The sequence below is a fragment of the Pedobacter sp. UYP24 genome (assembly GCF_054057295.1).
On the sequence record NZ_JBSRZD010000002.1, the window covers coordinates 385,803 to 408,144 of the forward strand.

18 protein-coding genes and 1 riboswitch are annotated in these 22,342 nt (G+C 37.9%); of the genes, 5 read left to right on the top strand and 13 right to left on the bottom strand.

Translation table 11 applies throughout. From position 1 onward, the window contains the following. Positions 1-6: 6 nt before the first annotated feature. From ACVWYN_RS06385 to ACVWYN_RS06410, 6 genes are all read right to left on the bottom strand, one after another. Complete coding sequence (locus ACVWYN_RS06385; protein WP_457288000.1) at positions 7-1,005, bottom strand: hypothetical protein; 999 nt, start codon at positions 1,003-1,005, stop codon at positions 7-9. A gap of 528 nt (positions 1,006-1,533) precedes the next feature. Continuing rightward, positions 1,534-2,115 (bottom strand): DUF6580 family putative transport protein, encoded by a 582-nt coding sequence (locus ACVWYN_RS06390; RefSeq protein ID WP_457288001.1) that lies wholly within the window; start codon positions 2,113-2,115, stop codon positions 1,534-1,536. 54 nt (positions 2,116-2,169) lie between these two features. Next, entirely contained in the window at positions 2,170-3,273 is a 1,104-nt protein-coding gene (locus ACVWYN_RS06395) for a cell surface protein (protein WP_457288002.1), read from the bottom strand. Positions 3,274-3,281: 8 nt separating this feature from the next. Further along, positions 3,282-4,400, bottom strand: a complete 1,119-nt coding sequence (locus ACVWYN_RS06400; protein ID WP_457288003.1) for a YncE family protein — start codon at positions 4,398-4,400, stop codon at positions 3,282-3,284. Positions 4,401-4,416: 16 nt separating this feature from the next. Next, positions 4,417-5,559 (bottom strand): YncE family protein, encoded by a 1,143-nt coding sequence (locus ACVWYN_RS06405; protein ID WP_457288004.1) that lies wholly within the window; start codon positions 5,557-5,559, stop codon positions 4,417-4,419. A gap of 1 nt (position 5,560) precedes the next feature. Continuing rightward, positions 5,561-7,618 (bottom strand): TonB-dependent receptor, encoded by a 2,058-nt coding sequence (locus ACVWYN_RS06410; RefSeq protein ID WP_457288005.1) that lies wholly within the window; start codon positions 7,616-7,618, stop codon positions 5,561-5,563. 98 nt (positions 7,619-7,716) lie between these two features. Next, a riboswitch (cobalamin riboswitch) is annotated at positions 7,717-7,902 on the bottom strand. Between the two features lie 419 nt (positions 7,903-8,321). On the opposite strand from ACVWYN_RS06410, the gene ACVWYN_RS06415 reads away from it, so the two are divergent. Together ACVWYN_RS06415 and ACVWYN_RS06420 are read left to right on the top strand one after the other, a co-directional pair. Further along, entirely contained in the window at positions 8,322-10,769 is a 2,448-nt protein-coding gene (locus ACVWYN_RS06415) for a penicillin-binding protein 1A (protein WP_457288006.1), read from the top strand. 56 nt (positions 10,770-10,825) lie between these two features. Then, positions 10,826-13,993, top strand: a complete 3,168-nt coding sequence (locus tag ACVWYN_RS06420; protein ID WP_457288007.1) for a basic secretory protein-like protein — start codon at positions 10,826-10,828, stop codon at positions 13,991-13,993. Between the two features lie 9 nt (positions 13,994-14,002). Here ACVWYN_RS06420 and ACVWYN_RS06425 read toward each other — a convergent pair whose 3' ends face one another. Next, positions 14,003-14,353 (bottom strand): GIY-YIG nuclease family protein, encoded by a 351-nt coding sequence (locus ACVWYN_RS06425; RefSeq protein WP_457288008.1) that lies wholly within the window; start codon positions 14,351-14,353, stop codon positions 14,003-14,005. A gap of 135 nt (positions 14,354-14,488) precedes the next feature. Here ACVWYN_RS06425 and ACVWYN_RS06430 point away from each other — a divergent pair, with 135 nt between their 5' ends. From ACVWYN_RS06430 to bioD, 3 genes are read left to right on the top strand one after another with little or no spacing between them, the layout of a single operon-like run. Continuing rightward, entirely contained in the window at positions 14,489-15,265 is a 777-nt protein-coding gene (locus tag ACVWYN_RS06430) for an XRE family transcriptional regulator (protein ID WP_457288009.1), read from the top strand. Between the two features lie 11 nt (positions 15,266-15,276). Beyond that, complete coding sequence (locus ACVWYN_RS06435; RefSeq protein ID WP_457288010.1) at positions 15,277-16,404, top strand: aminotransferase class I/II-fold pyridoxal phosphate-dependent enzyme; 1,128 nt, start codon at positions 15,277-15,279, stop codon at positions 16,402-16,404. 2 nt (positions 16,405-16,406) lie between these two features. Then, complete coding sequence (bioD, locus tag ACVWYN_RS06440) at positions 16,407-17,030, top strand: dethiobiotin synthase (protein ID WP_457288011.1); 624 nt, start codon at positions 16,407-16,409, stop codon at positions 17,028-17,030. Between the two features lie 48 nt (positions 17,031-17,078). Here the strand turns inward: bioD and rplT are convergent, their stop codons facing one another. The 6 genes from rplT to ACVWYN_RS06470 form a co-directional block, all read right to left on the bottom strand. Beyond that, a complete protein-coding gene (rplT, locus tag ACVWYN_RS06445) occupies positions 17,079-17,423 on the bottom strand; it encodes a 50S ribosomal protein L20 (protein WP_457288012.1) in 345 nt (114 codons plus the stop codon). Positions 17,424-17,497: 74 nt separating this feature from the next. Next, on the bottom strand, positions 17,498-17,698 hold the full coding sequence (rpmI, locus tag ACVWYN_RS06450) for a 50S ribosomal protein L35 (RefSeq protein ID WP_410886921.1): 201 nt from the start codon (positions 17,696-17,698) through the stop codon (positions 17,498-17,500). Positions 17,699-17,725: 27 nt separating this feature from the next. Then, a complete protein-coding gene (gene infC, locus ACVWYN_RS06455) occupies positions 17,726-18,295 on the bottom strand; it encodes a translation initiation factor IF-3 (RefSeq protein WP_457288013.1) in 570 nt (189 codons plus the stop codon). Between the two features lie 12 nt (positions 18,296-18,307). Next, entirely contained in the window at positions 18,308-20,233 is a 1,926-nt protein-coding gene (thrS, locus tag ACVWYN_RS06460; RefSeq protein ID WP_457288014.1) for a threonine--tRNA ligase, read from the bottom strand. Between the two features lie 73 nt (positions 20,234-20,306). Beyond that, the gene (locus ACVWYN_RS06465) at positions 20,307-21,044 is read right to left on the bottom strand and encodes a (Fe-S)-binding protein (protein ID WP_457288015.1); all 738 of its coding nucleotides are present in this window, start codon (positions 21,042-21,044) and stop codon (positions 20,307-20,309) included. Further along, entirely contained in the window at positions 21,041-22,342 is a 1,302-nt protein-coding gene (locus ACVWYN_RS06470; RefSeq protein ID WP_457288016.1) for an MFS transporter, read from the bottom strand. The genes ACVWYN_RS06465 and ACVWYN_RS06470 overlap by 4 nt, the downstream gene beginning before the upstream one ends.

A 22,342-nucleotide genomic window follows, 5' to 3' on the forward strand; every position in this document is an offset into this window, starting at 1 on the left:
GGCCAGTTAGTCTACAGGCTTTTTATTCTTCCATAATTTAAAATCGTCCCAGTATATCTGTAGAGTACTATTATGTGATTTAACAAATGAAACCACCTCTTTTGACGTGTACAACTTCATAGGATTATATCCTGTTAAGCCATTCGGTTTAGGGTCATTGGTGTTTTGTGTGAAATTCTTCACATCAAATACTACCTGCTTTTTACCATCTTCTGGTGTAATTGCCATGTAAAATCGGCCGGTATTCTTATCTCCCTCTTTGAAATAATAATCCATCGTAAACCACTTACCAATAGGCACCTTCACGTTCATATCATCCGCTTTCCACACTTGTTTTTGGCCCGGGTTTTCAGCGTTTAAAATAAAATACAGGTCGTCCTCACCGGCAATGTGTTTACCAATACCTAATGTAACCCTGAAACCATATTTTTCTGTTGCAACCCACCATTCATTATTCCAAAACTCAGATATGGTAAGCCAATTTATTTTATCTGGATATTTACGGAGCAAGCTAAAGTCGTCAGTTAAAAAAACCTTTACAGATTGGTAAAACTCTTTATAACCGGGTCTTATGCTATAAATATCAGCTTGTACACGCGCCTTTTGCTGATGCTCACTGGCAAGCCAAGAATCGTTTAACCAAAAATGAAGCACATGATTCGACGGATTACCGGGTTCGGCAATAATATCAACATAGCGTTTACTGATGTCTCCACCTGTATATTCTATTCTAAAATCTGCGCTCTGCTCCTTTTCAAGATCATTGACCCAATCATTTTTTTTCCTTAGCGACATGTCTTTACCGACAATGTCACTATTATTCCCTACCGCGATAACTTTACTGCCATTTTCAAAACTGGACTGAAATATCAGTCCGGTAGTATTGCGTCTATTTACAAACCCGTTGTCAGACACATTTTTTTTAGTAGAGCAAGCGGCTAACAGGGCCAGGATGGTGATTGCGCATTTCTTAGCTATTACAGCCGATCGATAATTGATTAACATTCGATATTGATTTTATTAGTTACCTATGGTAAATATCAGCAAATATTATGGGATCAAAACCCAACTCGCCAAAAGACACCTACATAATTGGTATTATAACTTAAACTCCTAAGAAAGCCATTAAGAGTACATCGCCAAGAAAAAAAATCCAGGTCGGAGAGGATCTGGCATGATATACGAATGCATGATTAATAGTTCTGGTACTATTTTACTCCTTAAGCTACAAAGTTTATGAGCTCGATTTTATTTCGGCTGGTATCTGGCTTCGGCCTAGGTAGTACCTGCCTTCGTCCTGGGTAGTACCGTCGGTTATCAATTCGGTATCCGTTGGCTATCCGTTCGGTATCCTTGGTATATCCCAAGGACGAATATATAACCTTCGATGGCAATTTAACAAATATAAAATATACGAAGCCGGGAGCCTTATATACCAAATCCAGGATAGATAACCCACGCTTAGCTACATGCCCCTCTAAAAAAAAACCGCCTCATGATATGAGACGGCCTGTTTTAATTGATGTAAAATAACTATGAAATCACTTTACCCGAAAGGCTAAAGAGTGGGTACTTGGCTTTTAGCATTTCGAATGAACCAAACATCAAAACACCATATATTAAGGACCCATATACAAAGTTTAATTCAAATGGGATAGCTGCAACCAGGCAAGCCAAATAACCTGCTAAAGTAGGTTCATATAAACCAGGAATATACATTGCACTAATGTCTGATACGATCCAATGGATTAATATCATGACAACATTTGCCAATACAAAGTTTTGTACGTTTACTCTTTTTAACATTACTTTACCGATAAACACCATCAGTATAAAGGCGATGTAAGTCCAGTACCATCCGCCATAAAAGAATCCGTATCCCGATGTTTTTGCAATAAAAACATCACTTAATAATAAGATCAGCAAAGGAAAACCAAATGCTTTGATGTTATTATTGAAATAAGCCCCACCAAATAACGCTATGGCGCCTATTGCAGAAAAATTAGCGATGTCTTTAAAATTATCACTAAAAGGTGCAGCGACACGGATTATGCTGACCAGTATTATAATCAACAAAAGGATTAGTGTACGGGGGTTAAATTTTGACTCAGACATTTTTAATGATTTATTTGCAAAGTTATGTTATTTCTAGCTATTAAAAAATTGGTGCTATTTGATCAAACTTAAATCTGCAATACCGGTAACTTCAGTACTTAGCTCACCAAAAAAGGCTAGATCTGCCATAATACCGGTCTGCACTTTTATGAAATCAATACCTTTCAAGACAACTTTTCTACCGTCTTTGTCAATGGCATTGGCAATATCTACCTTATCACCACCTGCTTTGTTATCTGCATAACCAAATCCTAGCGCCGCAGACACACTACCTTTGATACCTGTAGATGGAAGTAAAGTTCCCGTCCTTGTAAATTCATTGGATGTTATCCACAATGGGTAATGGTTCAGCTTATGGAAGCTTTGCTTAACTACACCACTACCTCCCTTATTGTCTTTCCAGGCTACACTTAATGATGGTGGTGTTGGACGGGTATAGGTTACTGAATAATTACGGATATATCCTTCTTTACCAAACTCACTGCCGGTAAGCTCATACCAGGTATCATCAGGTTTTCCATTACCGTTCTCATCCTGCATTACCCATACAACCCCTGGCTCAGAGAAATTGGCAAAGGCATTACCATAAACGATGATGTCATCATCGTCTGCTTTATTAATTACAGTATGGTCAAAACCGTATACCACATAACCGCCAAATGCGCCTAGACAAACACCGGGTGTGGCCTGCTTACCAACAATGGAGCTTCCACTTAACTCATTACCCCAGGTGGCTTCATTCATAAATTGACCCGCAGCAGGAGCAAATTCGAATAGTGTGGTCACAAATCTATTGCTTGCGCTTGAAACTGGAATTTCAGGTACCGCAACCTGCAGTACATATTGAAATTTGAAAACGCCTGCAGTGTTTGTGGCTTTATAATCAATGGTGTAGGTGCCAGATTTTGGTGCGGTAAACTCCAATAAACCTGTATTGCTTTTTACTTCTCCATTTACCTTCCATTCCTGGTCTATTTGATTACCCAGTTTATTATCAGCTTTAAGTGTTATTTTCTCATTTACCTTTGCACTAATAGCAGCAGTTTCGTTAGCCATTTTTATTGATGGGGAAACCACTACTTCTTCGTTGTCTTTTTTACATGCACCGAAGAGTGTAATGGTAAGTATTGCAATAAGGATTTGATTTTTGACCGTCATGTTGTTGTTTATTTGTTATAGCTATAATTAAAAACTGCAGATTGTGGCGCAATTCCAGTAGCAAATTCGAACTTTTTAACCCCGTTTGCGGAGAAACAGAAAAACCTTCCGTCACCTGTATAATCAGTGGCGTCCGCTACATATACGTCGTTATTTAATGGATTTATTGTAACACCATAGATACTTGAAGGATTTGTTGTATCGGTAATAAAATTATTACCAATTAATCCGGTGCTGATATTAAAAGTCTTCAAAGTAGCAGGATAATCATTTCCAATAACATATCCAGCATTGCCATTTATTGCTATAGCAGCGAGAGAATAGTTATAGCTTTGAATTTTAGTATCTGTTAAACTGCTTAATTTGTCAAGTGATGGTGTCAAAGCCGGGTTTCCATATGCACCTTGAACAATTGTAAAAAGATCTCCGCTAGTTGCGGCAGCTACTCTTACAGGATTAAAGTTTACAGGAATATCTTTTATTTTTGTAAACGAATTCAAATCAACGACTGAAACGGACGAATTATTATCACTGATAAAAAATGGATGATTTGAATTGGCAACATAGAGCTTACCGTTTACAATAGCCAATCCTTCAAGAGCACCTCCTACTTTTAATCTTGATTCAATGATAAGTGTAGCTGTATCAATTTTACTTATGTAACCATCATAACTGGAAACATATGCTTTGTTCTTATAAAATTCAACAAAACGAGGAAAATAATCTGAAGTTCCATTATAAAAAGGAATTCTCTTTACAGATTTACCCGTCGCGATATTGATTACTTCTAAATAGGAATCACCTGAAACGTTATCAGCGCCCGTTACAGTACAATACATTTTGCTTCCGTATTGCTTTAAATTATTTGCATTACTTCCTAAATTAATCCCGTTTTGTTGTTTGAAATAGTCTTTTATGAAAGTCTTTTTGGTAATGTCATAATAGGTAAGTGAACTATTGTTTACGGTACCATAAGCCCCTTCGCACAATACATAAACCCCTTGTGTTGATGTTGGAACACGGTCTATTAACTCTTGTAATTTTTCCTTTTTGCACGCGCTAAATAACGCTGTGCCGATAAGCAGGGTTGCTGCAAGTTTACTGTAGTTTGTAACTGTTTTATTCATGTTGTTTAATTTATTTCTATTTATATACAAATGCGAATTGGGCGGGGATGTCTCCTGTTTCTACAGACCACCTTTTCTTGCCTGAAGCGTCAAAGCAATAAAGCCTTCCTGGTGTAACATAGTCTGAGGCGTCGGTAACGAAAACATCTTTGGTTATTGGGTGAACGGCAATTCCGTATGGCACTTTGATCTCTTTATCAGTACCATCTGTAATAAATTTTCTACTCAGCAATGTTTCATCTTTAACATTAAGCATCGAATAGCTAACCGTTGTTTTTCCCGTGGTACTATTAAATTCTGAACTATAGACATAAGCCAGATCTCCATCTATTACCAGGTTGTCAGCGGCAATATCAAATACCTTTTTTATCTGTGCAGTCTGGGTGTTAATTACGTAAAGTTTTGATGGGATATCCAAATAATCCCCTCTTGAGGTTACGTATAAGTCGCCATATTGATCTGCTTTTAGCCTATGCAAGTTAATCCCTGTTTCTATTCTGCTTGTCTCTTTTAAAGTAGTTAGATCAACCACTGAAATTGTGTGTTCGTAGTTGGATGGTGTGTAACCTCCTGAATTTGCAACGTATAGCTTATTACCAACTACAGCCATTTCTTCTGGCTGCCGACCTACTTCTACTCTTCGGGTTTCTTTTAAAGTTGCGGTATCAATTTCTGCTACAATACCATTGGGTGCATTAGGGTCGCCCACTTGTCCGAAGTAGGCACTCACATATGCCTTACCGTTACTAAAGGTAATGTATCGGCAATTTAGCAGATCGATCTGTTGAATGCGTTTTCCTGTCTTAACACTCATTACTTCTATCTTATTAGAGCCATTTACCACTACGTATAACTTTGAGCCATATATACCAATATCATTCCCTACGTCGCCTAATCCTTTGGTCACCTCTGGATTAATTTGGTTGTAAATATTCCTTCTAAAATTTCCTGTAGTAAAATCTACATAATCTATTGAGGCCTTATTCATGAACATATTGCCTTCATTAACCAGGTAAAGTCCCTTAATTGAGGCGGCTGGCTCTGCGGGGAATAGTGTTTTTACTACCTCTTCCGGGCTGGGCACTAAGTCTTTGCGACAAGCGCTTAATCCTATTGCAAAAACAAGTAAAAGATAAAATGACTGTACTTTAAAATTCATATTAGTAGGCTACATTTAAGGTGAAACGATAGGAACGTCCTGGCATTGGGAAGTTGGCGATCACGTCATAATATTGATTAAATAGGTTATTGACCTCTGCAGTTAATTTAACTTCGCTGCTGTTTAAATGAGAAGCGAAGCGCATAGAAATATCATGGGTATACCAGGGCTCCACATAGTTGGCCACAATATTTGCTTTTTGGTTGTACCGCTCTCCTGTATAAATAAAGCTGTAATTCAGCGACAGCTTATCTACAACCACACCGGCAACCAAAGAACCACTGTGCCTCGGAATATAAGGTAGCTGTCGCCGGTAGCTAACTGCAGCTATTGGCGTAACATCTTTTGCATCCTGGTAGGTATAATTTATTCCGCTAGTAAGCGTCACCTGGTTTGCTTGCCATGTAGTTTGGACATTAATATCCAACCCCTTGATGTTTACATTACCTATGTTCTCAATACTCCAGCGCTGTGCATTATTGCCGGGAACAGCTACAATCTTGTCTTTCACTTTATTAAAATAGACGTCTGACTGGATAGACAATTGCTTTATTGTCTTATCGAACGTTCGGATATAAGTCATTCCTACATCATACTGCCTCGAATACTCTGGCCGCAGGTATGTCCGTCCAAAATCAGTGTAATAAAGATCATTAAAAGTGGGCAATCTGTAGGCTGTCTTATAGAAAGACCTCAGTCTAAATTCTTTACCGGAAAATGGCTGCCATGAAAGCATAAATGCGGGAGTAACTTTTTGACTCCTACCTGCCGGACTTCCATCTTTAACATGGTCCTGGACCATAGTACCAACGAGATTACCTTGTAAATCTAACCGATTGAGGTTAATGTGTGTTGCAAATGCAGTCAAAAAAGTGTTCCTAATGGGATAAGGGAATCTGTAGATATTAGCATACAATTTATTGAACTGATAGTCTGTAGCAAGCGCTATTGTCCATATTTTACTGATGCTATATTGGTGTGCCAAGGAAATATAAGCCTCCTGCTGCTTGTAAGTATTATCGAGAAAACCGCTCAATGAAACACTTTCCGGATCTAAGTAACGGTTGTAGTCATAGCCTATTTTAGCCGTAGCAAGCAGGGTATATCTTTCGGATATTTGCTTTTGGTAGGTAGATTGCAAGAAAGCATTTTTATTCCATGCCCTTTGCAGATAATTAAACTTGTTGCTTACAATCGCTCCCGGCAAACCCATTTCGTCTGCATATAAATACACTCTTGCTGATAGTGCACTGCTGTCTTTCCATGTGCCTTTTAATCCCATTTCTAATCGCATACGTTCAACATCACCATTGTTTCTGGTGGCTGTGGTATCAAAAACACCATTGGTATACCTGAATTTATATCGGCCATTTGCCTTCGTGTATTCTGAACTGATACTTGTTGATATGGTTTGTGATAGTCTATTTTGTAGAAGTATGGATGGGTTAAAGAGACCAAATGATCCTGACTTTATGGAAGCACTGATGTTCATGTTCGTATCATCAGTAAAAACAGGGTCTTTAGCTTTTAGATAAATGGTACTAGCCGATGTAAATGCTTTGGCCGATTGGAATATAGTACTTTTCTGACCACTGTACAGCTCGATCTCATCAATATTATCGAGGGAAAACTTACCAAGGTCAACCTGTCCGTTTTGTGCATTACCAAGTTCCACTCCGTCGTAAAATACGCCGGTATGATTAGTACCCAAACTCCTTATGTCAATTGTTTTTAGGCCACCAATACCTCCGTAGTCTTTGATTTGCACACCGGAAAAGTATTTCATGGCATCGGCTACAGATAGGCTGTTCAATTTTTGCAAGTCATTGCCGGAAAGGATCTGCAGAGGAGTGGAAGAAGTTTGCCTTTTACCTATTTTCTTATACCTAATTGCTACTTCTTTCAGTTCAATCTTCTGTTTTACAGAATCAGTGCTTAGCTCCGGACTTGAATCCTGGGCGCTTAATTTTAATGGCATAAGGATGCCTGTCCACAAAATGGCTATAGAAAAACTAATGATACAATTAGCGCCAAATAAAACGCTGTTGTTTTTTGTCATTTTGTTGTGAGTTTATCAACCCACAGCAAACAGTTAGATCAAGGAAATGAAATACAATAAATAAGCACTCACTCCAAGCTTCAATCCCCGAAAGCTATGAAATCATCATGCAAATGGCAGGTCTTCTGACTTACTTCCGGTGATCCTGCCTTCCCCTTCCTGCGGAAAAGTGGCGTGATTTGAATACCGTTATGAAGCTTACAGCTGCGGGACAGTTACGGAGTTACACCGTATTCCCTTTTAATCCCGATGAAACACCAGGAACCAAAAGCGGTGCAAATGTATTCAATTTATGCGACTTTAAACTCATTTCATCATACCAATAGGTACAATAAACTAGTAATGAATACAATAACATAAATAATTTAACATATAAGGGATTGTTAATGATTCATCAACGATAATTCCTATTTTGTGGACTTCAAAATAGTTAGGTTTCTTTTGTTGACGTGGTGCCGTTTAAGGATGCTGTTTATAACAATGATAAGCAACAATATAAAGCTATCTGTTAACCTTTTAGAAAAGGACTGGCAAAACAATATACAAGTATGAATTACTGGGTAAACTTAAAAAAACCTGTTTTTGCTAATTTTATATTTAAATATTTAGCTTAAAATTTTAGGAAATTATTTACGTTTATTTGCATTGCACTTTTAACACTATTTAACACAAACAGTTTAACGTTTTTTTGATCTTTATACCCATGTTTAAAGAAATCCGTAATAAATATATTCGTTACATCACCATATTCATTTATTCTATAATAATTTTCTTTTGTGCACTACAGGTCAACTTCTTATGGCTATTTGGCTACTCTCCTTCTTATAATGATATAAAACTACCTACACAACGTGTTGGATCAGAACTTTACACATCCGATGGGAAACTGATTGGTCGCTATTATAAAGAGAATCGCACCCCAGTAAATTTTGAAGAAATAACCCCAAGCGTTATAAATGCACTAGTTGCCACCGAGGATGTTCGTTTTTACAAGCACATGGGGATAGATTTCCGCTCCTTATTATCCAGCGGAATATCTACTGCCACAGGCGATAAACGGGGTGCCAGCACGATTACCCAGCAACTTGCCAAAAACCTTTACCGCACACGCTACAATAAGTCACAGGGTTTTTTAAGTCGCATACCCGTAGTGCGTACTATTGTTGCAAAACTGAAAGAATGGTCTACCGCTGTTAAGCTGGAATCTAATTATTCCAAGAACGATATCATAACCATGTACCTGAATACTGTTTCATTTGGTAACAATGCCTATGGAATTAAGACAGCTTCCCGTACCTATTTCGATAAAGAACCTGCTGATTTGGATGTACCTGAATCTGCTTTACTTGTAGGTATGCTAAAGGGAACAACTACATACAACCCCATTAAAAACCCTGAAAAGGCTTTGGAACGGAGAAATGTAGCGCTGTCTCAGATGAACAAATACAACTACATCAATGCTGCGCAACTTGATACTTTTAAGAATACTCCTATTACCTTAAAACAAGGAAGAGTGGATGCAGGGAGCGACGGTGATTCTTATTTGAGGGCCGCAGTAGATAAATACCTGGAAAAATGGTGTACAGATAACAATTATGACCTTTATGAGGATGGGTTAAAAATATATACCACCATTGATTCTAAACTGCAAAAATATGCTGAAGAAGCTGTGGCCGATCAGATGAAATCTTTGCAGCGCAGGTTCTATAGTGTTTGGGGCAATGAAGACCCATGGCAAGATTCTGAAAAGAAAAAAGTAGACTACCCAAACAGGGCTAAGAAGAATCTGCCAATTTACACGCTATTGGAGAAAAAGTTTAAAGACCATCCTGATTCTGTCGAAGCTTATTTCAACAAGAAAAAGAAGATGAAGATTTTTACCTGGAAGGGTGATAGAGATACCTTATTCTCTACAATGGACTCTATCCGTTATTACGGAAAGATCTTGAATACAGGAATGATGACACTGGATCCATTTAGTGGAAAGGTAAAAGTGTGGGTTGGTGGAATCGATCACAAATTCTTTAAATACGACCATGTTAACCAATCTAAACGTCAGGCTGGGTCTACATTTAAACCTTTTGCTTATCTGGCCGCACTTGAAAAGGGAATGAGTCCTTGTACCACATTTGTAGATAAACCTGTTCGAATTCCTTATCAGGAAAATGGGAAAACTGCATACTGGGAGCCTAAAAATGCCGATTGGAATAACAGTTACCGTGAAATGTCTCTTCGCTGGGCCATGGCTAAATCTGTAAATACAATAACTGCTCAGGTTACTGAAGCAGTAGGGCCAGAAAATGTAGTAAAATGGGCGCATAGTTGTGGAATAGATAGTCACCTTGCAGTTGTTCCTTCCGTAAGTTTGGGCCCCAATGATGTATCGGTTTATGAGATGGTGAAAGCTTACGGTACATTCTTAAACGGTGGAATGAAGACCGATCCTATCTTGGTAGAGAAGATCACAGACTTGGATGATAACATCATTGAAGAATTTAAAGCGAAGGCAACTCGCGTTCTTTCTGAGGAGATGTCATGGCTTATGCTTTATATGTTTAGAGGCGGCATGGATGAACCCGGCGGCACGTCTCGCGCACTATGGGAATGGGATCTTTGGAAAAAGAACAACCAGATTGGCGGAAAAACAGGTACCTCCTCTGATTATGTTGATGCTTGGTATATGGGTATTACAAAAGATTTGGTTACCGGTGTATGGGTTGGGTGTGATGAGAGAACGGCACATTTTAAAAATGGCGAAACCGGCGAAGGATCAAGAACCGCATTACCCATCTTTGCTAAGTTTATGGAAAAGGTTTATAAAGACCCCAATACGGGCTATACCATGGGGCCTTTTCCTAAGGCAAAAGTTAAGATCACGGTAGACATCAATTGTCCTAGTCCAGAGTATGCCGTTGATACTACATCTACAGATAGTCTGGCTGTGGATTCTACTGTATTTGAGGTGCCACCTCTTGAGGATCAGCAAACCATCCCTAAAGAAGAAGTTCAGCCGCAAAAACCTGAAGAAAATAAACCAGTAGAACCTGTTAAACAACCAGTGCCCGAAGCACAGCTGACTAAGAAAGAGGAACGCGAACTAAAACGCAAACAACGCCAGGAAGAGAAAGAAAAGAAGAAAAATGGTGAGTAGTAATGACTGTTCTGCAGGATTTTACGTAGATTTAATACGCTATAAAATAACTAAATATGATAATGACCTCTAAGTTCATGAGAAGATTTATTCCAATACTGATCCTTATATTTATATCTGTGGTTTCCGTTCAAGCTCAGTATTTTGGTCAGAATAAGGTGCGGTACAAGAATGAGAAATTTAAAGTGCTACAAACTCCTCATTTTGAGATCTACTATTATCTAAAGAATGAAAAGTTAGTTAGAAAACTAGCTGAAGATGCAGAAACATGGTATAAAATGCATCAAGAAGTTTTCAGGGATACTTTTTTAAGAAAAAATCCAATTATCCTTTATAGTAATCATCCTGATTTTCAGCAAACCACTGCATTGCAGGGCGAAATTGGAATAGGTACTGGTGGTGTTACAGAAGCCCTTAAGAATAGGGTTATCATGCCGGTAATGGAGCTTAACAATCAGACAAGACATGTATTGGGACATGAGTTAGTTCACGCCTTTCAATACCATATTTTACTAGAAAAAGATTCTGTTCGTATGGAGAACATCGGGCAGATTCCACTATGGATGATTGAGGGTATGGCAGAGTACTTATCCGTTGGTAAAACTGATGCATTTACTTCTATGTGGATGCGGGATGCCATGCTAAACAGAGACATCCCTTCTCTAAAAGACCTTACCAATTCAAACAAATATTTCCCCTATCGTTATGGACAGGCATTCTGGACTTTTGTGGGTTCCGTATACGGTGATACAACTATTGTTCCTTTATTTAAGGCAACAGCTAGGTTTGGTTATGAAAATGGCTTGAAATATACTTTTGGTTACGACGACAATACTTTATCAGGTTTATGGAAAAATGCTATTGAATCTCATTATCGTCCGATGTTAAAGGCAGATAGTTCACAGGTTAAAATTAGTGGCACCAAAATCGTAGATAATAAGAATGCCGGCAATATGAACGTTGCGCCTTCGATTAGTCCAGATGGCCAGTATCTCGCATTTCTTTCTGAAAAAGACCTTTTCGGCATTGATCTATTCCTTGCTGAGGCAAAGACAGGTAAAATTATTAGAAAACTAAGCAGTCAAATCTCCAATTCGCATATAGACGACTTTAACTTCTTAGAATCTGCAGGAACATGGTCGCCAGACAGTAAGCAATTTGCATTTAGTATTTTCAGCAAGGGTAAAAATGAGTTAATGATCATCGACGTAGCCAGTGGTAAACAATTGCTGAGTACTGATATGGGCCATGTTGAACAGTTCGGGAACTTAACATGGTCTCCAAATGGACAGGACATTGCATTTTCAGGAATGATAGAAGGTCAAAGTGATATTTTCTCTTATAACCTGAAAGACAAAAAAATAACACAGATAACTAATGATAATTTTTCAGACTATGCTCCGAATTATTCTAAAGACGGAAAGCTCATCGCTTTCTCTACGGATAGGGTATCTAGACTTAAAAATGGAACAAATGCAGTTCATCCAATCAACCTGAGCATATACAATATTGAAACTAAATCCATTTCAGATGTGCCAGTTTTTCCTGGTGCGAATAACCTGAATGCTCAGTTTTCTGGGGATAGTAAATCTTTATTTTTCTTATCTAACCGCGATGGATTCAGAAACTTATACCAATACAATTTGGCTGATAACTCAGTCAAGCAATTAACAGATTACTTTACAGGAATAAGCGGTATAACTGAGTTCTCCCCTGCCCTAACAGTTTCTAACAACGATGATATAATTTATAGTTATTACAGGTCTCAACGCTATACCCTCTATAACTCCGCTGTTAGCAATTTCAGATCTAAACCAGTAGACGCCAATGCTGTTAATTTTGATGCTGCGATTTTACCTCCAAAAGAGAGTACAGGTGTTGATGTGGTAAATTCCAATCTTGGTAATTTTGAAAGGTTTGAAAAAACCAGTGCAGATTCTATGCGCCTCGTACCTTACCGACCAAAATTTACTTTAGACTATTTGGCAAATAGTGGCGTAGGTGTCTCTACCAGTCGCTTTGGAACAGGAGTTCAAGGTGGTGTTGTTGGTATGTTTAGTGATATTCTTGGGAGGAACCAAATTATCGCAAATCTTTCCGTAAACGGAGAAATTTATGACTTTGGTGGCTTAATAGGTTATATTAACCAGCAAAAAAGAATTAACTGGGGAATTGCGCTTTCGCATCTCCCATACGTTACTGGTTATAGGGAAATTGTTGCAGATCAACTAAGTTATACAGATGGAACCAAGGTGGATGTAATTAACGACAGGACCAATTTGATTAGAACTTTTGAAGATCAGATTCAACTTTTCGGCTCTTATCCTTTCAATAAAGTACATCGATTTGAAGCCGGTGGTGCGCTTTCTTATTATAGTTATCGTGTAGACCGCATAAGTAATTATTATGATTATAATGGGCGCTACATCACTTCAGAAAAGAAAAAGATAAACACGAAAGATGCGACTACTGAATTTCGTACGCCGTTAAACGCTTTCAATATTTTTCAGGTGAATGCTTCATTTGTGGGCGACAATTCCATTAGTGGAATGACCTCACCTCTTGACGGTTTCCGTTATAGGATTGGAGCTGAGCAATATTTTGGAGATTATAAGTTCTCTGCAGTTACTGTAGATGCAAGAAAATATGTTCGTTTGAAACCAATAACGCTTGCCGCTAGAACCTATAATTATCTTCGAATTGGTAAGGATGGTGAAAATCTTTATCCACTTTATGTAGGATACCCATACTTTATTCGTGGTTATGAGGCAAATTCCCTTTACAATAGCAATTCCGGGTCGGGCTTTAACATCAATCAGTTATCTGGTAGTAAGATAGCAGTATTTAACTTTGAAGTGAGATTGCCTTTTACAGGGCCTAAAAAGCTAGCTCAAATCCCTTCTAAGTTCTTATTCAGTGACCTTAATTTGTTTTTTGATGCAGGATTAGCATGGAGTCAGGGATCAAAAGTTGTATTTAAAAGTCAGCCAACCTACAATACTGTAAACGTAAAGGATGAGAGTGGTAACGACGTTTTGGATAGCGGTGGAAATCCAGTAACTACACAATCAACTAATGAACGTGTACCAGCAATGAGCGTTGGTATATCACTGAGGGTAAATGTATTTGGTTATTTTGTAATAGAGCCTTATTACGCAATTCCATTTCAGCGTAAGGATGTTAAAGCAGGGGTATTTGGATTGACCTTTGCACCGGGTTGGTAAAATGCAAGATTAAGACATGATGGTAAAAGGCAAGTTAACTTGGTTAACAAGCTTTTTTGCCGACATGATGTGTTCAAAATCTAATCCTATCGTTAGGTCTATCCAGTCAGGATTGCAAGACCTTACTACACGTTCTTTTTGGGTTCTGGTATAACGGCTAATGAGTTTGAACCTACTTAATGCCTGTGCTTCAGTTTTAAATTCTTCAAAGTAAACCAAACGTGTTAGCTGCTGTCCACTATCGAAAAAAAGACAAGGCATCTGTTTGTAAAAATCTAAAGTCTTGATTAAATCAGAGCTCATACCAACGTGTAAGCTTGTGCGGTTCCTATCGGTAACAATGTAAACGAATTTCTTCATAGCCATTAGCAGTTATATGTGATAAACTAATTAAATTAGTTACTTATTGGATATTTAAATAAATATTACTAACTTTATTGGCACAATAATACTAACTATTTTAGTAAAAACAAATTTATTTTAAACTTTTATTTTATGTCAAATATTTCCTCCAATCTAAAGTACTTAAGAAAGAAAAAAGGCCATACACAGCAGCAATTCGCTGATGCCATGCAAATTAAAAGATCATTGATCGGTGCTTATGAAGAAGACAGGGCAGAGCCTAAATATGACTTACTAAAAAGAATAGCAGAATATTTCGACTTAACTATTGATGAATTCATCAATGAAAACATCAACGACACTTGGAAACCTAAACCTAAAAGCCAGGGCTCCAATCTTCGCATCCTAAGCATTACCGTTGACAAAGACGATAATGAAAATATTGAAATGGTTCCTGTTAAAGCGAGTGCGGGTTATTTGAATGGTTTTTCAGATCCTCAGTATGTACAGGACCTTCCAAAATTTCAACTACCCCTACCTTTCTTAAAGAATGGCACTTTCAGAGCTTTTGAAATAATCGGAGATTCTATGCTCCCTATTCAATCAGGCAGTATTATACTTGGTGAATACCTTGATAACTGGAATGACATTAAAGCAGGCGAAACTTATGTGATCATTAGCAAGAATGAGGGTGTTGTTTATAAAAGGGCAGGCAATCGTTTTAAAGAAAATAAAGAGCTTAAGCTAATCTCAGATAATAAGGTTTATGATTCCTATACAGTCTCGTCTGATGATATACTAGAAATATGGAAAGCAAAAGCTTATATATCTTCTATACTTCCTGACCCAATGCCTGAGCCAACTATTGAAACCTTGACCACCATGATGTCTCAGATGCAGAAATCTATCTCACAGCTTAATAAAAATTAAACTGCTTTCGTATGAACACAGCTGAAAAGTTCATAAAGCTAAAATTAGATGAACGTATAGAGAATGGTTCAATCAGGAAACTATCTACAAGCATACTACCATTAGATTTTTGCTCAAACGATTACCTTGGTTTTGCAAGATCCGATGAATTGAAGCAACACATTAATAATACACTACAAAGTTTTGCTGTTCATCAAAATGGATCAGGAGGCTCTAGGCTATTAAGCGGCAATCATCATTTTACCGAAGAAACAGAGCATTTAATCGCCCAATTTCATAATGCGGAAAGTGGCCTGATCTTCAATTCAGGCTATGATGCCAATATTGGTTTATTGTCTAGCATCGCTCAACGTGGCGACACGATAATCACTGACGAGTTTATTCATGCCAGCTTAATAGATGGCGCGAGACTAACTTATGCGAACCGTTTTACTTTTCGGCACAATGATACTATACAATTAGAAGCTAAGCTAAAGGTAGCTAAAGGGAATATTTATGTAGTCATTGAAAGTGTATATTCTATGGATGGCGACATTGCTCCTCTAAATGAAATCGTTCGGCTTTGTAAATTCTACCATGCAAATCTTATTGTAGATGAAGCTCATGCGCTAGGTATTATCGGTAACTACGGAAAAGGTTTAGTGCCATCCTTAGGCTTGGAAAAACAAGTCTTCGCAAGAATAATAACGTTTGGCAAGGCTCTTGGTTGCCATGGTGCAATTGTATTGGGCAGCATTAACCTTCGCCAATACCTCATAAACTTCGCAAGGTCTTTTATCTATACCACCGCCGCACCTCTACATAACATCGTAGCTATAAAATGCGCGTATCAGCGATTAACTGAAACTAATTATCTACCACTTATATTCGATAAGATCGCACTATACAACCAACAAATAAATGAGCATAACCTTTCCGAAAAAACGCCAACAGAAAGCACTATTAAAACTTTCCTATTCAACAGTAATAAACACGCCAAAGCTGCTGCAAACACCCTACAGAACAAAGGATATGACATTAGGGCAATCTTAAGTCCCACTGTACCTGAAGGCAAGGAACGCCTTAGAATTTGTTTACATTTGTTCAATTCAGATCAGCACATCATTGATTTGGTAAAAGAACTAAAAAACCTACAATAAACATGTCTAGCAAATACTTTGTTACAGGAATTGGAACAGGAATCGGCAAAACTATAGTCAGCGCAATTATTACCCAAAAACTTAAGGCAGACTATTGGAAGCCTATTCAGTCGGGAGATTTGGATCAAAGTGATAGTTTGATGGTCAGCAACCTGGTAAGTAATACTAAAACTAAAATCCATGAGGAAAGATTTCGGCTATCCCTTCCATTATCCCCTCATTTATCAGCAAAAATTGACGGTGTTGACCTTAAAATAGCCGACTTCCAAATTCCTATTACAGAAAATAACATCGTTATCGAAGGTGCAGGCGGTTTGATGGTACCGCTTAATGACAAAGAGCTGATGCTGGATTTAATAAAGGCACTAAACACAAAGGTGATAGTAGTTTCTAAAAATTATTTAGGAAGCATCAACCATACCTTACTTACTATTCAGATTCTAAAGTTCAACCAAATACCTGTAGAAGGAATTATATTCAATGGTGAAGAGAATTCGCATACCGAGCAATACATTGAACAGTATAGCAAACTTCCAATACTTGGTAGAATTCCTGAACTTACTAACCTAAATCAAGATACTATTAATAGCGCTGGCCGCTTTTTAAATCTAAATATCAGTCAATAAAAAAAGGGAAGCATAAACTTCCCTTTTCTTATTCACAATTTCTGATATTTATTTTACTGCATCAATTACCGCTTTAAAAGCGTCTGGATGGTTCATTGCTAAATCAGCTAAAACTTTACGGTTTAAACCGATATTTTTAGTGGCAAGCTTACCAATTAATTGAGAGTAAGATATACCGTGCTGACGTGCTCCTGCATTAATACGCTGAATCCACAATCCACGAAATTCTCTTTTCTTAACTTTACGGTCACGGTATGCATATTGCAAACCTTTTTCTACCGTATTTTTAGCAATGGTGAAAACCTTGCTTCTTGATCCCCAATAGCCTTTGGCTAAATTAAGAACTTTTTTCCTTCTTCTTCTCGAAGCTACTGCGTTTACCGAACGTGGCATGTTTTAATTGTTTTTGATAAAAGGTGTTGCGTATCACAGCAAACTTACTACCTGTTACCTGGTTAAAAATTTAATTATTTACCGATTGCAAGCATACGTTTAACGTTGCCCGTGTCAGCTGCTGACACCATTGAGGTGTGACCTAAATTACGCTTACGTTTAGTAGACATCTTTGTTAAAATGTGACTTTTGTATGCGTTCTTTCTAGCGATTTTACCTGTTCCAGTAAGCGAAAAACGCTTTTTAGCACTGGAATTGGTTTTCATTTTTGGCATAACCTTGTTTATTTATTTAATTTATTACTATTTCTTAACAACTTTCGGCGCAAGCGTTAAAAACATGCGCTTTCCTTCTAATTTAGGCAACAACTCTACCTTACCTATATCTTCAAGTGCTTGAGCAAATTTAAGTAACAAGATCTCGCCTTGCTCCTTATAAACAATTGCCCTTCCCTTAAAATGAACATAAGCCCTCACCTTCTCACCGTTTTCCAGGAAACTAACTGCATGTTTTAGTTTAAACTGAAAATCATGATCATTTGTATTAGGACCGAATCTAATCTCTTTAATAACAGTTTGCTTCGCATTGGACTTAATCTCCTTTTGCTTTTTCTTTTGCTCGTAAACAAACTTACTGTAGTCTATTATCCTGCAAACAGGAGGAACAGCATTTGGTGATATTTCAACCAGATCAAGTTCCAATTCATCGGCAAGGGTTAAAGCTTTTGCCAAAGGATAAATCCCCGGTTCAACATTATCACCAGCCAACCTTACCTCTTGGGCTCTGATAAACTGATTAATATTATGTTCTGCTTCTTTCTTCTTAAAAGGAGGACGTGGTCCCCTATTAAATCCTGGTCTGCCTAATGCCAAATTTGTATCCTGTTAAACTGTTATTTCTTTAATTAATAATTCACTAAATTCTTGCAACGTCATTGATCCTAAATCCCCCTCACCATGCTTTCTTACAGACAATTGACCATCGGCCATTTCTTTCTCACCTATAATCAGCATATAAGGAATTTTTTTAACCTCTGCGTCCCTAATCTTCCTTCCAATTTTCTCATCTCGAAAGTCAATCAGCCCGCGAATATCGGAATTATTTAGTTCATCTGAAACTTTTTTCGCATAATCTTCATACTTCTCAGAGATTGGAAGAATAATAAACTGCTCTGGCGACAACCATAAAGGGAAGTTACCGGCGCAATGTTCTATCAGTACTGCAATAAATCTTTCTAAAGATCCAAACGGAGCCCTATGAATCATTACCGGTCTGTGCTTCTGATTGTCACTTCCTGTGTATTCCAGTTCAAAGCGCTCAGGCAGGTTATAATCAACTTGAATCGTTCCAAGCTGCCATTTTCTACCCAAAGCATCTTTAACCATAAAGTCTAGCTTCGGACCGTAAAATGCGGCCTCACCATACTCTACAATGGTTGGTAACCCTTTTTCGGCAGCTGCTTCAATAATTGCTGATTCTGCTAAAAGCCAATTTTCATCACTTCCAATATATTTTGAGCTTTTCTCTTTATCTCTCAAAGACACCTGAGCAGTGTAATTATCAAAGCCCAGCGATTTGAAAACATATAGTACCAAGTCAATAACTTTTTTAAACTCCTCTTTAACCTGATCTGGTCGGCAGAATAAATGTGCATCATCCTGAGTAAAACCCCTTACTCTTGTCAATCCATGCAACTCACCGCTTTGTTCATAACGGTATACCGTTCCAAATTCAGCAAAGCGCAAAGGAAGATCTTTATAAGACCTTGGTTTAACTTTATAGATCTCGCAGTGATGCGGGCAATTCATTGGTTTAAGAAAAAATTCCTCTCCTTCTTGTGGAGTCTTTATCGGCTGAAAGCTATCCTTACCATACTTCTCATAGTGTCCAGAGGTAATGTATAAATTCTTATGTCCGATATGAGGAGTTATTACCTGCTCATAACCAGCTTTTCCTTGAGCCTTTGTTAAAAACTGCACCAGACGTTCACGCAAGGCAGCCCCTTTAGGCAACCAAAGTGGTAAGCCCATACCTACTTTCTCAGAGAAAGCAAACAATTCCAGTTCTTTACCAAGCTTCCTGTGATCTCTTTTTTTAGCTTCTTCAATCATATGAAGATACTCAGTCAACTCACTTGCCTTAGGGAAAGTAACACCATAAATACGTGTTAGCTGTTTTCTAGTCTCATCTCCTCTCCAGTATGCACCGGCAACATTCATCAGCTTTACAGCCTTGATGAAACCAGTGTTAGGGATATGGGGGCCGCGACACAAGTCAGTAAATTCACCCTGACTGTAGAACGTAATTTTACCATCTTCCAGACCTTCTAAAAGGTCTAATTTATACTCATCTCCTTTTTCATTGAAATATGCTATCGCATCTGATTTGGATACAGCCTTACGCTCAAATAATTCCTTCTTTTTGGCCAATTCCAGCATCTTAGTCTCAATTGCCTTGAAGTCGTCAGAAGAGAATTCTCGTTCGCCAAAATCTACATCGTAGTAAAACCCAGTCTCTATTGCTGGCCCAATACCGAACTTAGTACCAGGATATAAAGCTTCGAGAGCTTCAGCCATAATGTGAGCTGATGAATGCCAGAAAGTCGATTTACCTGCAGTATCATTCCAGGTTAACAACTTAACAGAAGAATCCGAATCAATTGGTCTTGAAGAATCCCATACCTCACCGTTAACTTCAGCGGCCAAAACATTTCGGGCCAGGCCCTCTGATATGGATAATGCAATTTGATGGGCAGTTGTGCCCTTTTCATACTGACGACTGGAGCCGTCAGGTAATGTAATATTAATCATCTACAACTATGATTTAAGAGTTAAAAAAATTATAATAAGATCACCTACAATGTGATCATCAATCCAAAGTTAACTAATATTCTGTACTTTCCAGCCAGCCATTTGCTAGCACATCTGCTAAGTGCATGGTTTTTAGGGGTATATTGTTCTTATCGATATACCCTTGTATATGCATTAAACAAGATAGATCTGTTGAGATAACGTATTCAGCTCCCTGCTCAAGTGCATTATTTACTTTTTGTTCTGCCATAGCCGATGAGATCGAGTCGAATTTAACGGCAAATGTGCCACCAAAACCACAGCACATATCTGTATCCCTCATTTCTACCATTTCCAAGCCATGAACTTTAGACAGCAACAATCTTGGTTCTTCCTTAATCTTACATTCGCGCAATCCGCTGCAGGAATCATGGTAAACAGCTTTCCCTTCAAGCTCCGCTCCAAAATAATCCTTCTTAAGAACATTAACCAGAAAATCCGATAACTCGAAAATATTACCCTGAATATTTCTGCATTTGTTATGAACAATCGTATTGGTAAATAAATCGTTAAAACCATTTTTTACCATTCCAACACATGACGCAGATGGTGCTACAATATAATCCGTTTCTGAAAAATCACTCAGAAATTTATTCCCAGTTTCTTTAGCCTGTTCCCAGTAACCAGCATTATAAGCGGGCTGTCCGCAACAAGTCTGCTCTGTATTATAAAAAACCTCACAGCCAGCCTTTTCAAGCAACTTTATTGTGTTAAATGCGGTTTCAGGATATAATTGATCAACAAAACATGGTACAAATAATTCTACTCTCATCTAATCTTCACTAATTTCTTTTCAACACCTCTAAGCAGCAGCAAAAATATCAATCCAATTATAAAAAACCCAGCTAAAATAACAATTGAATTGCGCATGTTGCCTGTCAATTCTTCAATCAGGGCAAAAGTAAACAAACCTATCACTATTGCTAGTTTTTCTGTAACATCATAAAAACTGAAGAATGAAGCAGAATCTGCAGTATCTTCAGGCAAATATTTGGAGTAAGTAGATCTGGATAAAGACTGGATACCACCCATAATCAAACCAACAAGTGCAGCTAAACCATAAAATTGGAACTCGTTAACCACAAAATAGCCACAAACACAAGCTATTATCCAAACAATAACAACGTACACAAGAACTTTAATGTTTCCCACCCTTTTTGCGAAATAAGACATCGCCATGGCTCCAAGAATAGCCACCAACTGAATAATTAGGATTACCGCAATTAATTTTGCCGTTCCCAGGTGCAATGTCTTCTCTCCAAAACCAGCCGCTGCAAGCATAATAGTTTGTACGGCCATAGAGTAAAAGAAAAATGCCAGCAGATAAAGTTTCATAAACTTCATACTTTTCAATTGCTTCCATACTTTAGCCAGTTCCTGAAAACCGCTTTTAGCTACGCTTTTACCTTCTCCCTTAAAATTCGGACTTCCTTTAGGTAAACTCTTAAAAGGAATCTGTGCAAAAGCGATCCACCATACCCCTACCAGTAAAAAAGAGAGACGAGCTGGAAATGATGCATCTGTGATGCCAAATAATTCTGGCTTCAAAACAAACACAAAGCAGATCAGTTGTAAAACTACACTACCAACATAACCATAAGCATAACCCTTGGCGCTAACAGTATCCTGGTTTTCTGGGCTGGCTATCTCTGGAAGATAAGAATTATTAAATAAAACACCTCCAATATAACCCATTGCTGCAATTACAAAGCAAATGATACCCCATTCCAGCGTTTCCAATTTAAAAAAGTACAATCCTATACACGCTATACCACCTACGTAAGTAAAGCCTTTCATAAATATCTTCTTATTCCCTCTATAGTCTGCAATAGATGATAATATAGGAAGGGCAATGGCCATTAATAAATAAGCAAATGACAAGGCATAATTAGACAATGCTGTATTGGTAAATGTTTTACCAAAAAAAACTACCTGATCACCATGTTCCTTTGTCGTAGTAATAATTGTATAGTAAGCAGGAAATATGGTAGAGGTAATAACCAGGTTGTAAGCAGAATTAGCCCAATCAAAGAAAGCCCATGACCTTATAATCTTTTTATCGTTCTTCAT

What these genes read in the sequence shown, in the direction of transcription:
- ACVWYN_RS06465 (WP_457288015.1), bottom strand. Translation starts at nt 21,044, where the DNA reads ATGAGAGTAGAATTATTTGTACCATGTTTTGTTGATCAATTATATCCT.
- ACVWYN_RS06425 (WP_457288008.1), bottom strand. Translation starts at nt 14,353, where the DNA reads ATGAAGAAATTCGTTTACATTGTTACCGATAGGAACCGCACAAGCTTA.
- ACVWYN_RS06400 (WP_457288003.1), bottom strand. Translation starts at nt 4,400, where the DNA reads ATGAATAAAACAGTTACAAACTACAGTAAACTTGCAGCAACCCTGCTT.
- ACVWYN_RS06420 (WP_457288007.1), top strand. Translation starts at nt 10,826, where the DNA reads ATGATAATGACCTCTAAGTTCATGAGAAGATTTATTCCAATACTGATC.
- rpmI (WP_410886921.1), bottom strand. Translation starts at nt 17,698, where the DNA reads ATGCCAAAAATGAAAACCAATTCCAGTGCTAAAAAGCGTTTTTCGCTT.
- rplT (WP_457288012.1), bottom strand. Translation starts at nt 17,423, where the DNA reads ATGCCACGTTCGGTAAACGCAGTAGCTTCGAGAAGAAGAAGGAAAAAA.
- ACVWYN_RS06395 (WP_457288002.1), bottom strand. Translation starts at nt 3,273, where the DNA reads ATGACGGTCAAAAATCAAATCCTTATTGCAATACTTACCATTACACTC.
- ACVWYN_RS06390 (WP_457288001.1), bottom strand. Translation starts at nt 2,115, where the DNA reads ATGTCTGAGTCAAAATTTAACCCCCGTACACTAATCCTTTTGTTGATT.
- ACVWYN_RS06435 (WP_457288010.1), top strand. Translation starts at nt 15,277, where the DNA reads ATGAACACAGCTGAAAAGTTCATAAAGCTAAAATTAGATGAACGTATA.
- ACVWYN_RS06405 (WP_457288004.1), bottom strand. Translation starts at nt 5,559, where the DNA reads ATGAATTTTAAAGTACAGTCATTTTATCTTTTACTTGTTTTTGCAATA.
- ACVWYN_RS06410 (WP_457288005.1), bottom strand. Translation starts at nt 7,618, where the DNA reads ATGACAAAAAACAACAGCGTTTTATTTGGCGCTAATTGTATCATTAGT.
- ACVWYN_RS06430 (WP_457288009.1), top strand. Translation starts at nt 14,489, where the DNA reads ATGTCAAATATTTCCTCCAATCTAAAGTACTTAAGAAAGAAAAAAGGC.
- ACVWYN_RS06470 (WP_457288016.1), bottom strand. Translation starts at nt 22,342, where the DNA reads ATGAAGAACGATAAAAAGATTATAAGGTCATGGGCTTTCTTTGATTGG.
- ACVWYN_RS06385 (WP_457288000.1), bottom strand. Translation starts at nt 1,005, where the DNA reads ATGTTAATCAATTATCGATCGGCTGTAATAGCTAAGAAATGCGCAATC.
- bioD (WP_457288011.1), top strand. Translation starts at nt 16,407, where the DNA reads ATGTCTAGCAAATACTTTGTTACAGGAATTGGAACAGGAATCGGCAAA.
- ACVWYN_RS06415 (WP_457288006.1), top strand. Translation starts at nt 8,322, where the DNA reads ATGTTTAAAGAAATCCGTAATAAATATATTCGTTACATCACCATATTC.
- thrS (WP_457288014.1), bottom strand. Translation starts at nt 20,233, where the DNA reads ATGATTAATATTACATTACCTGACGGCTCCAGTCGTCAGTATGAAAAG.